The organism is Microbacterium allomyrinae, assembly GCF_020682705.1.
GTDB classification, from domain to species: domain Bacteria; phylum Actinomycetota; class Actinomycetes; order Actinomycetales; family Microbacteriaceae; genus Microbacterium; species Microbacterium allomyrinae.
This window is the reverse complement of sequence record NZ_JAGTTN010000002.1, coordinates 142,783-161,194: the sequence shown is the minus strand read 5'-3', so window position 1 is coordinate 161,194 and position 18,412 is coordinate 142,783. Positions and strand designations below refer to the sequence as shown.

Sequence of the window (18,412 nt, the reverse complement as noted above, 5' to 3'; positions counted from 1 at the left end):
GTCGAGGGCACGGAGGGCGGCGATGGCTTCGGGAAGTGACATGCCTTAGATATCGCGCACCGGTGGCCCGAGTTCGTGCGTCCTGCGCTACGACTTCTGTCTATGGGCGAAGTTTGGAGGTTTCGTCAATATCCGCGGACTCTGCGACATCGCTAGCGGATATTGCAAATACAGCATCCGTCGATTTCGGCAACGGCTCGTGGAGGCCCGTGCCGGGTGTCGTCCGCGCGACCGCGGCGGGCTACGACGTGCGCGTGGTCGAGGCGCGCACGGCCCTCGTGGACCGGACGTGCGCCGAGGACCCCTCAGGCCCGGGCTGCTGAGCGGGCCATCGCGTTCGCGTCCTGTCCGGCCAGCGCTCGCCTCACCCTGTTGCGGATCCGGACGATTCCGCGAAGCGGCAGACCCACCGCGTAGGCGACTGTTCCCGCCGCTGACGTGTCGTTGCGTCCGAGCGCGACCCTGCGCTCCCACGCGTCTCGGAACGCGCCGCCCCGCCGGGCGACGGCCGAACGCGGCGAGAGGGAACCCGCGCGGCGTTGCGTCACGAGCGTGGCGAGCTGCAGAGCCCAGTCGTCGTCCTGCGGCGCGTGGAAGTAGTTGTCGTCGAGCCATTCGGGCACCGGGCGACGGAACCGCCGGGCGACGACGTCGTCCTCTCCGCCGAGCAGTCCGCCATCCGCGAGCGTCTCGTTGATCAGTTCGGGTGACACGCCGAAGCTGTCGAGCGCGATCACCGGGATGCCTGCTGCGACCGCCTCGATCGCGGCCGTCGAACTCACGGTGACGAGTCCCTCGGCGGTGGCGAGCGCCCGGCCCATCGGCGCCGTCGACGTCACGATGTTCGCCGGCAGCGGCCCCAGCGTCGCGAGCAGCTCGGGATAGCCGTCCTGCTCGGCGTGAGTCTGCTGCTCGCCGGGCGCGGCGCGCAGCTTCACGACCACCCGCCGACCCGGATCGGCAGTCGCAGCCCGCACGAGGAGACGCGCGATGCGCAGTCGATCCGCGCGTTCGGCGGGCACCACGGCCTGCGCGGCGAAGACCAGGTCGCTTCCGGCAGGCGTCGCCGCGGATCGGTCTGTTGATGCCACGGCGTCCTCCCCTTCCGGACGGCGTGCGAACGGGAGGGTGGCGAGCGCGTAGCTCTGCGCGAACCCTGTCCGCACCGAGAGATCTGCGAACTCGCGCAGCTCACGGTGCGAGTGCAGGACGAACAGGTCGCACTGCATCCGATACACGACCGCCTTTCGCGTCGCGGGGATCGAGATGCCGGGAAGCCCCGTCACGATCACCGGACGCGGCGCCATGGCCGCGACGTCGCGGGCGACCACGCGCACGAGCGGTCCTCGGGCAGCGATCAGCACCGCGTCGGGCTGCAGGTGCGCCAGGCGTGCCGCGAGCCGCTCGTACTCCACGCGCTCCACACGGTCATCGCTCAGCCCGCTGCCACTGAGGGCCGCGGTCAACTGGGTTTCGCTCACCGCGAGAGGTGTCTGCAGCACCAGGAGCGAGGCATCCCATCCCCCAGCGCCTGCGCCGGGCAGAGTGCCGATCAGCGCAGCCGCCCACTTCACATACGAGTCGGTGTCGGCGATCGCGACGATCTTCGGGAGTGCCGGCCCGCCGCCGCCCCGGTTATGGCGGGATGTCACGCGGAGACGCGGCGCAGCTTCGCCATGGGAGCGAGCTCGCCGGGATAGACGCGCTTGACGCCGTCGCCCAGCGCCGCCTCGACCACCCGGATGTCGCGCACGAGGTGCTGAAGCCCGGTCGGCTCGAGCGATGCCGCGTGGTCGGAACCCCACATGGTGCGATCCAGCGTGATGTGCCGTTCGACCGCGACCGCGCCGAGCGCGACCGCGGCGACCGAGATCTGCAGGCCGCGCTCGTGGCCCGAATACCCCACCGGCACCCCCGGAAAACGGTCGCGCAGCGCCGGGATCATGCGCAGGTTGGCCTCGCCGGGCTCCATCGGGTAGGTGGAGGTGGCGTGCATGAGAAGAAGGTGCTCGGTGCCGAGAACTTCGATGGCGGTGTCGATCTCTTCGATCGTCGACATGCCGGTCGACAGGATCACCGTCTTGCCCGTCTCACGCAGCGCCCGCAGCAGGCCATGGTCGGTCAAGGAGGCTGAGGCGACCTTGTGGGCGTGCACGCCGAGGTCTTCGAGGAACGCCACGCTCGGCTCGTCCCAGGGCGACGCGAACCACTCGAGCCCTCGCAGCAGGGCGTGGTCCGAGATCTCGATGTACTGGTCGCGGTCGAACTCGACGCGTCGGCGGTATTCCAGATAGGTCATCGTGCCCCAGGGCGTCTCGCGCGGCACGTCGCGCATGTGCTCGGGCGTGGCGATCTCGGGGGTGCGCTTCTGGAACTTCACGGCGTCGGCCCCGGCCTCGGCCGCGACGTCGATCAGCTGCTTGGCGATCTCGACGTCGCCGTTGTGGTTGAGCCCGATCTCGGCGATGACGTAGGCGGGTCGGCCGCCTCCGATGACGCGGGTTCCGATCGTGACGGTCATGATGCCTCCTGTGGAGCGGTGAGGGATTGGGATGCCGCGGCGCGGCCGGCGAGCACGCGCTCAGCCAGGTCGCGCACGGCGCCGGAACCACCGGCACGGTCCAACACGACGCGTGCGGCGGCGAGGACGAGGGGGTGGGCGTCGGGCACGGCGACAGGCCAGCCGACGATTTCGAGGCACGACAGGTCGTTGACGTCGTTGCCGAGATAGGCGATGCGCTCGAGCGGAATGCCGCGTGCATCCGACCATTCGCGCAGCGCAGCGGCCTTGTCGCCCGTGTTCTGTCGTACCTCGACGCTGAGCTTGCGGGCCCGGGCAGTCACGACGGGGTTGGACTCGGTCGAGAGGATCAGCACCGGCACCTCCGCCGCCCGCAGCAGCGATACCCCCATGCCATCCGAGCGGCTCACGGTCACCGCCTCGACGCCGTCCTGGTCGACGTGCACAGTGTCGTCGGTGTGCACGCCGTCGAAGTCGGTGACCACCGCATCCACGGCGATCGCTGCGGGCCGGTCCACGAGGGGTGCGAGGATGCGCGCCAGCTCCAGTTCGTCGGTCGTGTCGATCTCGATCGCCGTGCGCGGTGCGACCTCGGCGATGCCGACGCTTCCGAAGAAGCGATGCCCGGCCGCACGGAATCCGGCCGCACGCATCACGTAGAAGCCGCCGGTCTCGAGGTGGTGCGGGGTGCGATCCTGCCTGCGTGGACGCACATCGATGTCGTGATTGACGGGTTCGGCGGCATCCCCGGCGCCCTTCTCCCAGAGGAAGCCGTAAGTCTCGACGGCCGAGAAGACGCTGTCGCGGCGACGCGAGCGCACGAGGTGCACCGCGGCATCCAGAGCAGGGACGTCGATGAACGGCGAAGTCGCCTGCAGGAACACCACCACCGAGACGTCGACATGACGCCTCTCGAGTTCGTCCAGAGCGTGTACGAGCGCAGACTCCGAGCTCGCCTCGTCCCCTGCGAGCGCGATGGGGCGCTGCACGATCTCGGCGCCCCACTCGGCCGCGACGGCGGCGATCTCGTCATCGTCGGTGGTGACCACCACGCGATCGATCGCGGGGCATCGCAGCGCCGCGTCGACGGCACGGGCGATCAGCGGGATGCCGCCGACGCGCTGCAGGTTCTTGCGCGGGACTCCCTTGGATCCCCCGCGCGCCGGGATGATCGCGACGACCTCGCTCATGCGACACCCGCTCGCTGCGTGCTGACGGTGCCGGCCGAACCGGTGCGCGCGCTGCTACGGACCGTGTCGGTGCGCAGGCGCGATCCCGTCCCGGTGAGAACGAGCGGAAGCGTGGTGGTCGTGCTCGATGCGAGGGTGCGGATGTCGAGCGGCTCGGTGGCGCCGGCCAGGACGAGCTCCACCGGCAGTCGCGTCTCGCGAATGGCCATGCCCGAGACCGTGGCGACGGCATCCAGCTGCTCCTGGGTCTCGCGCCGGTGCGGAAGGTAGACGGCGCCTTCCGCCGCGGCATCCCTCACCCAGCGCACATAGTCGACGAGCAGCATGCGTCCGTCGACGGGTAGGGCGCTGCCCAGCACGATCCGCCGTCCGAGATCGGGCGTCGCCGGCGCGGTGGCGCGGGTCCACGAGAAGTCGTGACGACGGATGCCGAAGCCCCGGTCCGCCAGGGCGTCGAGTCGATCGGCGCCGAGCTCGAATGCGGTGAACATGCCGGCACGGCGTGCCGCGGCCCGTCGCCGGATGATCTCGGCGGTGAACGGTGCGACCGCCGTCGTCAGGCCGTGTTCGGCGACTGCCGGTCGCGCATACTCTCGGCGTCCGAGAAGAGTGTCGGCGTACGCGATCGCGTGGGCGCCGTCATCGAGGAACGTGATGCGATGCGGGCGCAGAACTGCCGCGGCAAGCCGGAACTGCCCCGAGAACCCGTCGCCCACCAGCCAGTGTCCGTGACGCGAGAGCATGTTCCACGGGATGCCGAGGTACGGCTCCAACTCGGCGAAGCGCGCACCGCGCGCGACGAGTTCATCCGCCGTCTCCGAGATCTGCGGGGTCAGCCGGCCTGCGACAGGCACCGTGGCGCCGTGCGCAGCGGCCCATTCGGCCGCGCCGAGCAGCTGCAGCGGGGACTCCACCCACGCCAGGACGTCGTCCCTGCCCATGTCGCCTCCTTCGCGGCCGTCTCACCACGGTGGGCGCGAGACGTGAACGCGACGGGTGCCCCGGGTGGGCCGGCAGCGGTCCGGCAGATGAACGACGGGTGCCGCGAGCGCGCAGGACGCGGGGCTTTCGGGCGAGCGGGGCGTGAGCCGCCATGCGTGCGCGTGTTCGACGGTGTCCCGCCCCTCCGATTGGAGCCGGTGCGCGTGCGCGCGACGCCGCACGTCACCCACCTCACGTACCGCTTCACATGACGGCCGACGGCGCTGCGGCATCCCTTCGGGTGTCGACGGGACATGCCAGGATGAAGCCGTGACCGACCGCCTCATGCTCCTCGACTCCGCATCGCTGTATTTCCGTGCGTTCTACGGGGTGCCCGACACGGTGCGCGCACCCGACGGCACGCCCGTGAACGCGGTGCGCGGGTTCCTCGACATAATCACGAAGCTCGTGACGACGTATCGCCCGACGCATCTCGTCGCCTGCTGGGACGACGACTGGCGTCCGCAGTGGCGCGTCGACCTGATCCCGACGTACAAGACGCACCGGGTCGCCGAGGTGACCGCGGTCGGCCCCGACGTCGAGGTCGTGCCCGATCCGCTCGAGGTGCAGGTGCCGGTGATCCGCGAGACACTCGCCGCGGTCGGCATCCCCGTCGTCGGTGCTGCCGCTCACGAGGCCGACGACGTCATCGGCACGCTCGCGACCACCGCGACGATGCCGGTCGACATCGTGACCGGCGACCGCGACCTGTTCCAGCTCGTCGACGACGCCCGCGAAGCGCGCGTGATCTACACCGCCCGCGGCATGAGCAATCTCGAGGTCGTCACCGACGCCACCGTCGTCGCCAAGTACGGAGTGCTTCCTCGTCAGTACGCCGACTTCGCAACGCTGCGCGGCGACTCGTCCGACGGCCTGCCAGGGGTGGCCGGCATCGGCGAGAAGACGGCGGCTGGCCTCCTCGCCACGCACGGGGATCTGGCCGGCATCATCGCGGCGGCAGAGGCCGGCGAGGGCATGTCGGCGGGTGTGCGGGCGAAGGTCCTCGCAGGTCTGCCCTACCTGGCGGTGGCACCGACCGTCGTGGCGGTCGTCCGCGATCTGCCTCTCACGCTGCCTGACGCAACGCTGCACCCGCTCGACGAACAGGAGAAGGCGGATGCCGCGGCCCTCGCCGAGCGATGGGCGCTGGGAACCGCGATGAAGCGCATCCTCGACGCCTTCGACACGGTCTGACGATCACGGCGCGCTCGCCCGTCGCTCGACCCTGCCTTCAGGTGCCGCGCTCCCGCGAGGCCCAGGCGCGGAGCCGTTCGAGCGGCCAGGTCGTGACGATCCGCTCCGGCGGGACCCCGAGGCGCTCGGCGCGCTCAGCGCCGTAATCGAGAAGCGACAGCTGGCCGGGCGCGTGGGCATCCGAGTCGATCGAGAAGAGACACCCGAGCTCCAGCGCGATCGCGATCAGGTCGTCCGGCGGATCCTGTCGCTCGGGCCGGGAGTTGATCTCGACGGCGACACCGTGGTGAGCGCACGCCTCGAAGACGGGCCGCGCCTCGAAGGTGGATGGCGGACGAGTTCCACGCGACCCCTCTACGAGCCGCCCCGTGATGTGCCCCAGCACGTCGACGTGAGGGTTCGACGCCGCTGAGATCAGGCGCCGGGTCATCGGCCTGCTCTCCATTCGCAGTTTGGAGTGCGCCGAGGCCACCACGATGTCCAGTTCGTCGAGCAGAGCGGGCTCCTGATCGAGCGCGCCGCCGTCCAGGATGTCGACCTCGATTCCCGAGAGCAGCGTGAAGCCATCGCCGCTCATCCCCGCCACCACGCCGAGCTGGGTCCGCAACCGCTCGGGCGACAGACCGTTCGCTACGCGCAGCCGCGGCGAGTGGTCGGTCAGAGCGAGATACTCGTGGCCGAGGGCGCGCGCGGCATCGACCATCAGATCGATCGAAGTGAGGCCGTCCGACCAGTCGCTGTGCGAGTGCAGGTCACCGCGCAGCAGCGGGCGAAGCGTCGAGGCGCGCTGCACACCCGCGCGCTCGCGCAGATCCACCAGATACCCAGGCACCTCACCCGCCAATGCCTGCTCGATGACGGCGAAGGTGGAATCGCCGATGCCCTTGCGGCGGCGAAGGGCCGCGGCATCCTGCAATTCCGCCTCGCTCAGCCCCTCGATGGCATCGGCCGCCGCGCGGAACGCCTTCGACTTGTACCGCGAGGAGCGCTCGCGCTCCAGAAGCGTCGCGATCTCGGTGAGAGCGTCGTGCGGGTTCATCAGCTGTGCCGTGCGCGCGGTCGCGCCATCACTCGGTCAGGACCGACCGCTTCACCACGACGGGCACGCTCGCCAGGCGATGAATCGCCCAGCCGAACAGGATCGCCAGCACGCCCATACCGGCGGCGAACAGCGCGACGCCGTAGGCGACGACCGAGGTGAACAGCGAGGCACGCAGGAAGGACGCCTGCATCATCGTGGCGCGGACCGGGTCATCTTGATCCAGCTCCGCGTAGGTCTTCCCGCCCGACGCCTCGAGCGCGTGATGGTTGATGATGTCGGCCTGCACGAAGGCGGTAAACGGGCCCGTGACCTGCTGGCCCTGGAACGCCGCCGCATCGTCGGGGATCGTGATGTTCTCGGCTGTCAGCTGGTTCGTGACGCCGATCCAAGCGATCAGACCGACGAGGATCAGCAGCACGCCGCCGATGATCCCGAGAATGCCGACCGCTTTGACGAGACCGACCTTCTTCGCCGGCGGTTCGATCGTGTCGGCAGTGGTGGGTGCTTCCTGGCTCATCGGATCCTCCAGCAGATCAGGGCGTCTTTGGGACACCGTATCGCTGGGCGACGACGACTCGGAAGAGCGGGAGCCGTGCAAAACCACGCCCTCCGACAGGCTCGGAGTCAGGAAGACAGTTCGCGGGTGGTCGCGACCCATCGGTCGAGCGTTGCCAGGCCGGCGCCGCTGTCGATCGCGGCGGCGGCGGTATCGCGTGCTTCGGCCAGGCGCTCGAGGATGGGCCGCTGCACCTGGGCAGCGTCGAGGAACAGACGATAGGCGACCAGACCTGCCGCGGCGTTGAGCAGGACGATGTCGCGCACCGGCCCCTCCTCGCCAGAGAGCACGCGACGCACCACGGCGGCGTTGTGCACGGGATCGCCGCCCAGAAGGTCGTCGATCTCGGCGAGGGGGATGCCGAGGTCGCGCGGATCGAGGTCGTGCTCGTGGATGTCTCCGCGGCTGACCTCCCATAGGCGGCTGTGGCCCGTGGTGGTGAGCTCGTCGAGCCCGTCGTCGCCGCGGAACACCAGTGCGGTCGCGCCTCGCGTGCGGAACACGCCGGTGATGAGCGGTACGCGGTCGAGCTGCGCCACGCCGACGGCGTTGGCCTCGGCGCGGGCCGGGTTGCAGAGCGGTCCGAGGAAGTTGAAGACGGTCGGTACGCCCAGCTCGCTGCGCGACGGCCCGGCGTGCTTGAAGCCCGGGTGGAACGCTGCCGCGAATGCGAAGGTGATTCCGGCCCTCGACAGCGTCTCGGCCACCGCTTCCGGTGACAGCGACAGGTCGACGCCGAGAGCGCCCAGCACGTCGGAAGAGCCCGACGACGAGCTGGCGGCCCGGTTGCCGTGCTTGACGACCGGAACACCCGATGCCGCGGCAACGAGTGCGGACATGGTGGAGACGTTGACCGTGCCGAAGCGGTCACCGCCGGTGCCGACGATATCGAGGACGGCGGGATCCACCCGCAGCGGGACGGCGGCCTCGAGGATCGCGTCGCGGAAGCCCACGATCTCGTCCACCGTCTCGCCCTTCGCCCGCAACGCGATGAGGAAACCGGACAGCTGCGATGGAGTGGCCGCACCCGACATGATCTGGCGCATCGCCCATGTCGACTCGGAAACGCTCAGGTCGCGTCGCTCGAGGAGCGTGGTGAGGATTGCGGGCCAGGTGTACTGCTCTGCCATGACGCACAAGCCTAGCCGCGACGACAGATCGGAACCGATTCGTGACACGGCGTACCCGAGCCGGCGATTCCGCGTCCTCACCACGTGTTCACGGCATACTCGCGGGGTTCTCTTAGGTGGTCCTAAGTTCGGGTCGAGGCAAATAGGTGCGCCCGGATGCGAAAATCGCCGGCTCGAATCGGCCATAATGGGGAGCGTGACGACCTCCACAGCGACCTACTCTCAGGCCATGCGGTCCGTCAAGCGGCCGGATCCGGTCGCTGTCGGCACCATCGTGTGGCTCGGCAGTGAGGTGATGTTCTTCGCGGGCCTCTTCGCGATCTACTTCACCCTGCGCAGCACCTCCCCAGAATTGTGGGCCGAGGAGACGCAGCTGCTGAACATCCCCTACGCGACCGCGAACACGATCATCCTCGTGCTCTCGTCGGTGACGTGTCAGATGGGAGTGTTCGCCGCGGAGCGGTTCCAGCCGTACTCGACGAAGAAGCGCGGGTGGCTCGGCTGGGGCATGGTCGAGTGGTTCTGGCTGACCTTCGCGCTCGGCGCGATCTTCGTCTCCGGCCAGGTGTGGGAATACGCGCAGCTGGTCGCCGAGGGCATGCCGATCAGCGCGAACTCCTACGCGTCGGCCTTCTACCTGACAACGGGCTTCCACGCGCTCCACGTCACCGGCGGTCTCATCGCGTTCCTGCTCGTCATCGGACGCGCGTACGCCGTCAAGAACTTCGGGCGCAAAGAGATGACCTCCTCGATCGTCGTGTCGTACTACTGGCACTTCGTCGACGTCGTCTGGATCGCCCTGTTCCTCGTCATCTACTTCCTGAAATAAGAGCGGAGCTGATTCCCGACATGGCACGTGATACCTCGCGCCGCTCCCGAGACGGTCGCGCGCGCACGCCGCGCGCACAGGGCCGTCGTAGCCCGTGGGCCGCAGCCGCGCTCATCGGCATCGGTCTGCTGATCACCGGCGGCGTGTACGCCGGCGCGTCCGCCGCGATGGCGACGACCACCACCGAATCCACCGTCAACTCGGCGCTCACCGCCGAAGACGGCAAGAAGCTGTTCCAGGCGAACTGCGCCACCTGCCACGGGCTCGACGTCCAGGGCACCAGCGACGGCCCGTCGCTCTACGGCGTCGGCGAGCTCGCCGTGCACTTCCAGTTGAGCACCGGTCGCATGCCGCTGCAGATGCAGGGCCCGCAGGCACCGCAGAAGCCGGTGCAGTTCACGGACGATCAGATCACCGCGATCGGCGACTACATCCAGTCGATCGCTCCGGGACCGACCTTCCCCGACGACGAGGTGCTCGACGGCGAGGGAAGCGCGGCCGAGGGCGGCGAACTGTTCCGCATCAACTGCGCGATGTGCCACAACGTGGCCGGCGCAGGCGGTGCGCTCACCGAGGGAAAGTATGCCCCTGCCCTCCACACGACCACGCCGCTAAACATGTACGCCGCGATGGTCACGGGTCCTCAGAACATGCCTGTCTTCAACGACATGACGCTGACGACCGAAGAGAAGCGCGACATCATCACCTACCTGCTGTACCTGCAGGACAACGAGTCGGCGGGCGGGTTCTCGCTCGGCTCGCTCGGACCGGTGTCCGAGGGCCTCTTCATCTGGATCTTCGGGATCGGTTCGCTGATCGCCATCACCGTGTGGATCACGGCGAAGTCCAACTGATCGACGAACGAACGCAAGAAGCAACACTGACGAGGAGCAGCATGGCACACGAGGACGACCCGCTCGAGCACGAGAGGGCTTCCTGGAAGCCCTCCCCCGGGCTCGCCGTCGCGGTCACCGACCCGGTGCACACCCCGGAGCTCCCTCCGCACCGCGAGCGGGTGACCGACCAGGACCCCGCCGCCATGAAGCGCGCGGTGCGGACGGTCTACACGCTCTTCTACCTGTCGATCGCGGGCAGCATCTGGGCCATCGCCGCCTACATGCTCTTCCCGATCGAGAGCGGCCGGATCGTCGACATCCGCAACAACAACCTCTTCATCGGGCTCGGCATCGCACTCGCGCTGCTCGCCATCGGCATCGCTGCGATCCACTGGTCCAAGGCGATCGTGTCCGACAAGGAGTTCATCGAGCCCCGCCACGCGACCCGTGGACGCGACACCACGCGAGAGGCTGCGATCCAGGCCTTCGCCGACGCGAACGAGGAATCGGGCTTCGGACGGCGCGTGCTGGTTCGCAACTCGATGATCGCTGCTCTTGTGGCATCCATCGCGCCCGGAATCGTGCTGTTCCGCGGCCTCGCTCCGCAGGACTCCCCCGAGCACCCGCATGCTGGTGATCCGGTCTACCTCCTCGAGCAGACCATGTGGAAAGAAGGGTCGCGCCTCGCCCACGACCCGAGCGGCGAGCCCATCCGTGCCGCCGACCTCACGCTCGGCTCGGCGGTGCACGTCATCCCCGAAGAGCTCGCGTCGCTGTCGCACCACGACGGCTATCTCGAAGAGAAGGCCAAGGCCATCGTCCTGCTCGTGCGCCTTCTTCCCGAGGACCTCACCGAGTCGGAGGAGCGCAAGGACTGGTCCTACAACGGCATCGTCGCCTACTCGAAGGTCTGCACGCACGTCGGCTGCCCCGTCGCTCTCTACGAGCAGCAGACGCACCACCTGCTGTGCCCGTGCCACCAATCGCAGTTCGATGTCACCGACCACGCGAAGGTGCTCTTCGGACCCGCCGCGCGGCCGCTCCCGCAGCTGCCGATCACCGTTGACGACGAGGGCTACCTCGTCGCACGCCGCGGCTTCACCGAACCCGTCGGCCCGAGCTTCTGGGAGCGTCATTGAGTACCGCAACCGTCCCCGAGCAGACCGCGGCTCCCGCCGCGGCTCCCGCATCGACGACCGACCGTGAGAAGCCGCTCGGTGGGCGCTTCATCGGCGCCACGGCGAACTACATCGACGAGCGCACCAGCCTTTCGGGCTTCGTCAAAGAGCTCGGTCGCAAGATCTTCCCCGACCACTGGTCGTTCATGCTGGGCGAGATCGCGCTGTGGAGCTTCGTCGTCGTGCTCCTGTCGGGCACGTTCCTGACGTTCTTCTTCCAGGCCTCCATGGTCGAGACCCACTACACCGGCGCGTACCTGCCGATGCGAGGCATCGAGATGTCGGCCGCGATGGCGTCGACGCTCGAGATCTCGTTCGACCTGCGCGGTGGACTGCTGGTCCGCCAGATCCACCACTGGGCCGCACTCGTCTTCGTCGCCGGCATCGGTGTCCACATGCTCCGCGTCTTCTTCACCGGAGCTTTCCGCAAGCCGCGCGAGCTGAACTGGGTTATCGGCTTCGTGCTGTTCATCCTCGCGATGGCAGAGGGCTTCACCGGATACTCCCTCCCTGACGACGTGCTCTCGGGCAACGGCCTGCGCATCATCGACGGCATGGTCAAGGGCATCCCGCTGATCGGCACCTGGACTTCGTTCCTGCTGTTCGGGGGCGAGTTCCCCGGCACCGCCATCGTCGGCCGCCTGTACTCGCTGCACATCCTGTTGCTGCCCGCGATCCTCGCCGGCCTACTCGTCGTCCACCTGATGCTGATGGTGATCAACAAGCACACGCAGTTCGCCGGCCCCGCGCGAACCAACAGCAACGTCGTCGGCTACCCGATGATGCCGGTCTACATGACGAAGATGGGCGGGTTCCTGTTCCTCACGTTCGGCGTCATCGTGCTCGTCGCGTCGCTGTTCACGATCAACCCGATCTGGAACTACGGGCCGTACGACCCGTCCCCCGTGTCTGCAGGCACGCAGCCCGACTGGTACATCGGATTCGCCGACGGTGCTCTGCGCCTCGTGCCGCCGGGCTGGGAGATCGTGTTCCTCGACCACACCTGGTCGTTCAACATCCTCGCCCCGCTGATCGTGATCGGCGTGTTCATCGTCCTCGTCCTGATCTACCCCTTCATCGAGGCGTGGGTCACGGGCGACAAGCGCGAGCACCACATCGCCCAGCGGCCGCGCAACGCGGCGACCCGTACCGCCATCGGTGCAGCCGGAGTCACCTTCTACGCGGTGCTGTGGGCCGCAGCGGCCTCCGACATCATCGCGACCCACTTCTGGCTCACGATGGAGGGTGTCATCCACACGCTCCAGGCACTGCTCATCCTCGGCCCGCTGATCGCGTACTTCGTCACCAAGCGCATCTGTATCGCGTTGCAGAAGAAGGACCGAGAGATCGCTCTGCACGGCTATGAGTCGGGTCGGATCGTCCGCCTCCCCGGCGGCGAGTACATCGAGGTCCACCAGCCCGTCGACACGTACGAGCGCTACAAGCTGTCGGGCTACGAGACGTATGCGCCGCTGGTCGTGCGCCCCAATGCCAAGGGACGCATCCCGTGGCACGAGAATGTCCGCGCCTCGATCTCGCGCTGGTTCTTCGAGGACCGGCTCGTGCCCGTGACGCAGAGCGAGGTCGACGCCGCACTGGCGCACCAGCACCACGCGCTCGACCACATCGCGACCGAAGAGGATGTCGAGCTGCAGGCCGCTCACGAGCGCGCCGGCGTGCCCGATGCCCCTCACACGCCGATCGATGACGGTCGCAACTCCGAGACGGCCGTTCGTCCCTCGAACGTGATCGTTCCTGAGCCCGAGCCGGGCACCAAGCCGGCCAAGAACCGTGAGAAGGAGTCCGGCCAGTAGGTCGTACCCCGCGAGAGCAGATGCCCCGGCCTGATCCACAAGGATCGGGCCGGGGCATCCGTCATTTGGCCACGATCTCGCCGGCGCGCCCGAAGAGATCGGCAGGATTCCGGCGCCCGGTGTCTTCCCTGCCCACCATCTCGGACGTGCCCCGCTCGTAGGCTGAACGCATGACAGACGCACTCTCGTACTTCTCCGCCAAGCTCGCTGTCGAGACAGACGCCTCTGACGTGTACGCCGCCCAGAAGGCAGGCGAGCGCTTCGTCCTGATCGATGTCCGTGGCGACGAGGCATGGACGCAGGGGCGCATCACCGGCGCGATCCACATGCCGTACCGCGACATCGCGGAGCGTGCCCCTCGCGAGATCGAGCCGTCCGTCTCCGTCGTCGTCTACTGCTGGAGCCCGGGGTGCAATGCGGGCGCGAAAGGGGCCGTGGAGTTCGCCCGTCTCGGCTACGCCGTCAAGGAGATGATCGGTGGCTACGAGTACTGGGTGCGCGAAGGCCAGCCGACCGAGAACGACGAAGGCTCACTCCCCCGGGTATTCGATCCCCACGTGATGGTCGTACGGGCTCCGGTGGCCGGCTGAGCGACGCTCAGGCCGTCTCGAGGCCCTCCATGAAGCGCGCCGCCGCAGATCCGTAGAACGTCGTCTGCGTGGCAGTGCCGACCTGATCACCCTCGTCGGTCACGTCGCACACGACGACGGTCACGTTGTCGCGCGTCCCGGCCTCGAGCGCCAGCTCTACGCAGCGACGCGCCGCCTCGGCGGGATCACTGTGCGTCGCGAGCAGGCTATGGATGTCGGCACGCGGAACATAGTCGCTGAGGCCGTCGCTGCACAGCATCCACCGGTCACCGGGTACTTGCGCGTGCACTGCGACCGTCACGCTGTCGCCTTCGCCACCACTGAGCGATGCCGTGATCAGATTGCGGCGCGGAGAGTTCGCTGCATCCTCCGCCGTCATGAGGCCCTGATCGACGAGGGCCTGCACGAGCGAGTCATCCCGAGTCTGCTGACTGAATGCGCCATCGCGGAGCAGATACGCCCGTGAGTCTCCCGCGTGCGCGAGAAGAAGCGTGCCGGCTCGCGAGACGAAGATCCCGGTGAATGTGGTCGCCATGCCGTCCAGCGTCGGGTCTCGCTCGACGTGGGCGCGGAGATCCCAGTTGGCGGCGCGAATGCTCGCGGCCAGATGCTCTGCATCCATCACATCGCCACGGCCTGCGGCGAGGCGGTGAACCAGCGCCGCGGAAGCCAGATCGCCCGCCGGTCCCCCGCCTACGCCGTCCGCGACGGCGACGGCCCAGGGGGCGGTGAAGGCGGCGTCCTGGTTGACTGCCCGATAGGCGCCCGTCTCCGATGCGGCCGCGACACGCAAACGCCTGTGAGGCTCTGTCATCGACAGAACCTCACAGGCGTACGCCGCAATGGCACAGAAGTCAGAACTGTCCGGAGATCAGCGCGCGAAGTAGCCGCGGTAGTACTCGTAGACCCAGCCGACGATGGCGACGACGAAGACGCAGATGCCGATGGGCATCAGCCATGCGCCGACCGCGAGGCCGATCATTGCGAGCGCTGCGGAGAACGCGAGGACGATAGGCCACCACGACCACGGGCTGAACTCGCCGAGCTCAGGGTCTCCATCGTCGATGTCGGCGGTCAGCGTGTCTTCGGGCAGCTCGCCGCCCTGCGCCTGGTGCACCTTGCCGATGTAGAACGCGATGAGCGCGCCCATGAGAGCCGTGAACAGCAGCGCGATGCTGCCGACCCACTCGATGGCGTTGACGATCTCACGATCGGGGTGGGCGAGGATGCTCCACGTGGTGTAAATGACGGCTATCAGCAGGAAGAACCCTGACAGCAGCCACCAGAGACCGGTGTTGGTGCGCACCTTACTTCCCCTCTCCATCGGCGAGGTCGACAACCGGAGCTTCGGGCGCGTCCTTCGCGGCTCCCACGCCGACGGGCACTCCGGCCTCGGGGTGGTTCAGGTCGAACGCGGGTCGTTCGCTGCGGATGCGCGGGATCGACGTGAAGTTGTGACGCGGCGGTGGGCAGGATGTCGCCCACTCGAGCGACGCTCCGTAGCCCCACGGATCGTTCACGGTCACCTTCGGCGCCTTGCGCGCGGTGATCCACACGTTGAACAGGAACGGGATCATCGAGGCGCCCAGGATGATCGCGCCGATGGTCGACACCTGGTTCTGCCAGGTCCAACCGTCAGCAGCCGAGTAGTCCGCGTAGCGGCGGACCATGCCGTCGACGCCCAGCCAGTGCTGGATGAGGAACGTCATGTGGAAGCCGATGAACAGCATCCAGAAGTGCACGTAGCCGAGACGCTCGTTGAGCATCTTGCCCGTCCACTTGGGCCACCAGAAGTAGAAGCCGGCGAACATCGCGAACACGACGGTTCCGAAGACGACGTAGTGGAAGTGCGCGACGACGAAGTAGGAGTCCGACAGGGCGAAGTCCAGCGGCGGGGATGCGAGGATGACACCGGTCAGACCACCGAACACGAACGACACGAGGAACCCGAGCGCGAACGCCATGGGCGTCTCGAACGTCACCGACCCTCGCCAGAGCGTGCCGATCCAGTTGAATATCTTCACACCCGTGGGCACCGCGATGAGCATCGTCATGAGCGCGAAGAACGGCAGGAGCACCGCTCCGGTCACATACATGTGGTGAGCCCACACCGCCACCGACAGCGCGGCGATCGCGATCGTCGCGTAGACCAGCGTCTTGTAGCCGAAGATCGGCTTGCGGCTGAACACCGGGAAGATCTCGGACACGATGCCGAAGAACGGCAGCGCGATGATGTAGACCTCGGGGTGGCCGAAGAACCAGAACAGGTGCTGCCACAGCAGCACGCCGCCGTTGGCCGGATCGTAGATGTGAGCTCCCAGGACACGGTCCGCAGCAGCCGCGAGGATGGCTGCGGCGAGAACCGGGAACGCCATCAGGATCAGGATGCTGGTGACCAGCGTGTTCCACGAGAAGATCGGCATGCGCCACATCGTCATGCCGGGCGCGCGCATGGTGATGATCGTCGTGATGAAGTTCACGGCGCCGAGGATCGTTCCGAAACCGCTCATGCCGAGGCCGAGCATCCAGAGGTTGCCGCCCACACCCGGCGAGAAGCTGGCACTCGCCAGCGGCTGATATGCGAACCAGCCGAACGAGGCGGCACCCTGCGGGGTGAGGAATCCGGCGACGGCGATCGTCGAACCGAACAGGAACAGCCAGAAGGCGAACGCGTTCAGTCGCGGGAACGCGACGTCGGGCGCGCCGATCTGCAGCGGCAGGATCGCGTTGGCGAATCCGGCGAAGAGCGGGGTCGCGAACATGAGGAGCATGATCGTGCCGTGCATCGTGAAGAGCTGGTTGTACTGCTCTTTGGTCGGGATGATCTGCATCCCGGGCTCGAACAGCTCTGCACGGATGATGAGCGCCATCACTCCACCGAGGAGGAAGAAGATGACGGACGCGATGAGGTAGAGGTAGCCGATCGTCTTGTGGTCCGTGGAGGTGATCCACTTGACGATGATGTTGCCCTTCTGCTCGACGCGCGATGCGCTGAGCAGTGCGGCCTGACGAGGCGGCAGCGTCGTGGGACGACCCTGCGTCTTCTCCTCGAGCGGAAGCGTCGTCGCCATGATCAGTCTTCCTCTGTGTTCGTGGTCGTACCGGTGCCGGGCATGTTCTGCAGGCGGTCGTACGCATCGTTGATGTCACCGGTCTGACCGGCGTCGCGGAGCGTGTCGAGGTAGTCCTCGTACTCAGCCTCGCTCACGACCTCCACGTTGAACAGCATCATCGAGTGATACTCGCCGCACAGCTCGGCGCACTTGCCGGCATAGGTGCCTTCGCGAGTCGGGGTGAAGGACCAGAAGTTGTCCTTCCCGATGTACATGTCCTTCTTGTAGAGGAAGTCGATGATCCAGAACGAGTGGATGACGTCGCGCGACTGGAGCTTGATCTTCACCGTCTGATCGACGGGGAGCACCAGGGTCGGCAGCTCGCTGACGACATCGCCGCGCTCGTCGGTCTGAGCCTGGACGCCCATTGTCCACACGGAGTCGTCGTCGGTCTCGCCGTCGTACTGGAAGTCCCACGACCACTGCTTGCCGATCGCGGTGATCGAGACGTCGGGGTCCTCGTACTGGGTCTCGAGGATCGTCTGGTCTCGTGCGGTGAAGGCGAAGAAGCCGATCACGAGGATCAGGGGCACGATCGTGTAGAAGATCTCGATCGGCATGTTGTAGCGCAGCTGGACCGGGAGGCCACGCTGGCCCCTGCGACGGCGATACGCGATCGCGGCCCATCCCATGAGACCCCACGTGATGACCCCGACGGCCAGCAGCACGATCCACGAGTTGACCCACAGGCCGGCGACCATGTCGGTGTGGTTCGTGGCGGCCTGGCCGTCTTCGGTGAAGCCGGGGAGGAAGCCGTGCAACTCCGTCGGGGTGCACCCGGCGAGGACTGCCGCCGCTGCGATTCCGACAGGGAGAACGGCCCAGCGGATACGGCGTTTCGAGGGCACGGTGCACCTTTCCGGATCGCGAACAGGACTTCAGTCAGTCTAGGGCAAGCATCCAGGGGATTCAGGCCATCCGCTCAGGTTGAAACGTGTCGCAGGGACGAAAAAAGGCGGGCCCGGGCACTATTCGAAGCGCCCGGGCCCGCCGGAAATGTCTCTCGGATCAGCCACCGCTGATCGCCGTCTCCAGCCTCAGTGGAAGCTGTCGCCGCAGGCGCAGCTGCCGGCGGCGTTGGGGTTGTCGATCGTGAAACCCTGCTCCGAGATCGTGTCCTTGAAGTCGATGGTCGCGCCATCGAGATAGGGGACGCTCATGTCGTCGATGATGACCTCGACACCGTCGAAGTCCACCGCCTTGTCTCCGTCGAGGAAGCGCTCGTCGAAGTAGAGCTGGTAGATCAGGCCGCTGCATCCGCCCGGCTGGACGGCGACGCGCAGACGAAGGTCGTCGCGACCCTCCTGCGACAGCAGGTTCTTGACCTTGATCGAGGCGGCGTCGGTCAGCAGCACACCGTGCTCGCGTACGGTCTGCTCTGTCGTCAGTGCGGTGTCGGTCATGGCACTCCTCTGGACGGGCCGCCTGGATCGAAGAT

18 protein-coding genes are annotated in these 18,412 nt (G+C 67.5%); 6 read left to right on the top strand and 12 right to left on the bottom strand.

Features of this window, described 5'->3' with window-relative positions; genetic code table 11:
* Positions 1 to 305: 305 nt before the first annotated feature.
* Genes KEC57_RS07065 through KEC57_RS07050 form a run of 4 tightly spaced genes read right to left on the bottom strand, consistent with a single transcriptional unit; the run spans position 306 to position 4,652 of the window.
* On the bottom strand, positions 306 to 1,652 hold the full coding sequence (locus tag KEC57_RS07065; protein WP_229383870.1) for a DUF6716 putative glycosyltransferase: 1,347 nt from the start codon (positions 1,650 to 1,652) through the stop codon (positions 306 to 308).
* Positions 1,649 to 2,521, bottom strand: a complete 873-nt coding sequence (locus KEC57_RS07060) for an N-acetylneuraminate synthase family protein (protein WP_229383869.1) — start codon at positions 2,519 to 2,521, stop codon at positions 1,649 to 1,651. The genes KEC57_RS07065 and KEC57_RS07060 overlap by 4 nt, the downstream gene beginning before the upstream one ends.
* Positions 2,518 to 3,711 carry an acylneuraminate cytidylyltransferase gene (locus KEC57_RS07055; protein ID WP_229383868.1) on the bottom strand — a complete coding sequence of 398 codons (1,194 nt, stop codon included), beginning with the start codon at positions 3,709 to 3,711 and terminating at the stop codon, positions 2,518 to 2,520. Before KEC57_RS07055 ends, KEC57_RS07060 begins: the two co-directional genes overlap by 4 nt.
* Positions 3,708 to 4,652 carry a hypothetical protein gene (locus tag KEC57_RS07050; protein ID WP_229383867.1) on the bottom strand — a complete coding sequence of 315 codons (945 nt, stop codon included), beginning with the start codon at positions 4,650 to 4,652 and terminating at the stop codon, positions 3,708 to 3,710. The genes KEC57_RS07055 and KEC57_RS07050 overlap by 4 nt, the downstream gene beginning before the upstream one ends.
* A 310-nt stretch (positions 4,653 to 4,962) precedes the next feature.
* Between KEC57_RS07050 and KEC57_RS07045 the strand changes: the two genes are divergently transcribed.
* Positions 4,963 to 5,886 carry a 5'-3' exonuclease gene (locus KEC57_RS07045; protein WP_229383866.1) on the top strand — a complete coding sequence of 308 codons (924 nt, stop codon included), beginning with the start codon at positions 4,963 to 4,965 and terminating at the stop codon, positions 5,884 to 5,886.
* A 37-nt stretch (positions 5,887 to 5,923) separates the two neighbouring features.
* Here KEC57_RS07045 and KEC57_RS07040 read toward each other — a convergent pair whose 3' ends face one another.
* The 3 genes from KEC57_RS07040 to trpD all read right to left on the bottom strand — a co-directional run bounded on the left by KEC57_RS07040 (position 5,924) and on the right by trpD (position 8,614).
* Entirely contained in the window at positions 5,924 to 6,925 is a 1,002-nt protein-coding gene (locus KEC57_RS07040) for a PHP domain-containing protein (protein ID WP_229383865.1), read from the bottom strand.
* A gap of 28 nt (positions 6,926 to 6,953) precedes the next feature.
* Positions 6,954 to 7,445, bottom strand: coding sequence for an aromatic ring-opening dioxygenase LigA (locus KEC57_RS07035; RefSeq protein ID WP_229383864.1), 492 nt, complete (start codon positions 7,443 to 7,445; stop codon positions 6,954 to 6,956).
* 107 nt (positions 7,446 to 7,552) lie between these two features.
* Positions 7,553 to 8,614 carry an anthranilate phosphoribosyltransferase gene (trpD, locus tag KEC57_RS07030; protein ID WP_229383863.1) on the bottom strand — a complete coding sequence of 354 codons (1,062 nt, stop codon included), beginning with the start codon at positions 8,612 to 8,614 and terminating at the stop codon, positions 7,553 to 7,555.
* A 187-nt stretch (positions 8,615 to 8,801) separates the two neighbouring features.
* On the opposite strand from trpD, the gene ctaE reads away from it, so the two are divergent.
* From ctaE to KEC57_RS07005, 5 genes are all read left to right on the top strand, one after another.
* Positions 8,802 to 9,443, top strand: coding sequence for an aa3-type cytochrome oxidase subunit III (ctaE, locus tag KEC57_RS07025; protein ID WP_229383862.1), 642 nt, complete (start codon positions 8,802 to 8,804; stop codon positions 9,441 to 9,443).
* Between the two features lie 20 nt (positions 9,444 to 9,463).
* On the top strand, positions 9,464 to 10,297 hold the full coding sequence (gene qcrC, locus KEC57_RS07020; protein WP_229383861.1) for a cytochrome bc1 complex diheme cytochrome c subunit: 834 nt from the start codon (positions 9,464 to 9,466) through the stop codon (positions 10,295 to 10,297).
* 41 nt (positions 10,298 to 10,338) lie between these two features.
* Positions 10,339 to 11,418: a cytochrome bc1 complex Rieske iron-sulfur subunit gene (gene qcrA / locus KEC57_RS07015; RefSeq protein ID WP_229383860.1), complete on the top strand. Its 1,080-nt coding sequence runs from the start codon at positions 10,339 to 10,341 to the stop codon at positions 11,416 to 11,418.
* Entirely contained in the window at positions 11,415 to 13,271 is a 1,857-nt protein-coding gene (qcrB, locus tag KEC57_RS07010; protein WP_229383859.1) for a cytochrome bc1 complex cytochrome b subunit, read from the top strand. Before qcrA ends, qcrB begins: the two co-directional genes overlap by 4 nt.
* Before the next feature lie 170 nt (positions 13,272 to 13,441).
* Entirely contained in the window at positions 13,442 to 13,861 is a 420-nt protein-coding gene (locus KEC57_RS07005) for a rhodanese-like domain-containing protein (RefSeq protein ID WP_229383858.1), read from the top strand.
* Positions 13,862 to 13,868: 7 nt separating this feature from the next.
* Here the strand turns inward: KEC57_RS07005 and KEC57_RS07000 are convergent, their stop codons facing one another.
* The 5 genes from KEC57_RS07000 to KEC57_RS06980 form a co-directional block, all read right to left on the bottom strand.
* Positions 13,869 to 14,675: a PP2C family protein-serine/threonine phosphatase gene (locus KEC57_RS07000; RefSeq protein ID WP_229383857.1), complete on the bottom strand. Its 807-nt coding sequence runs from the start codon at positions 14,673 to 14,675 to the stop codon at positions 13,869 to 13,871.
* Between the two features lie 57 nt (positions 14,676 to 14,732).
* Positions 14,733 to 15,167, bottom strand: coding sequence for a cytochrome c oxidase subunit 4 (locus KEC57_RS06995; RefSeq protein ID WP_229383856.1), 435 nt, complete (start codon positions 15,165 to 15,167; stop codon positions 14,733 to 14,735).
* A 1-nt stretch (position 15,168) separates the two neighbouring features.
* Positions 15,169 to 16,932: an aa3-type cytochrome oxidase subunit I gene (gene ctaD, locus KEC57_RS06990; protein WP_229383855.1), complete on the bottom strand. Its 1,764-nt coding sequence runs from the start codon at positions 16,930 to 16,932 to the stop codon at positions 15,169 to 15,171.
* Between the two features lie 2 nt (positions 16,933 to 16,934).
* On the bottom strand, positions 16,935 to 17,822 hold the full coding sequence (gene ctaC, locus KEC57_RS06985; protein WP_229383854.1) for an aa3-type cytochrome oxidase subunit II: 888 nt from the start codon (positions 17,820 to 17,822) through the stop codon (positions 16,935 to 16,937).
* Between the two features lie 189 nt (positions 17,823 to 18,011).
* A complete protein-coding gene (locus KEC57_RS06980; RefSeq protein ID WP_229383853.1) occupies positions 18,012 to 18,377 on the bottom strand; it encodes a HesB/IscA family protein in 366 nt (121 codons plus the stop codon).
* Positions 18,378 to 18,412: the final 35 nt, after the last annotated feature.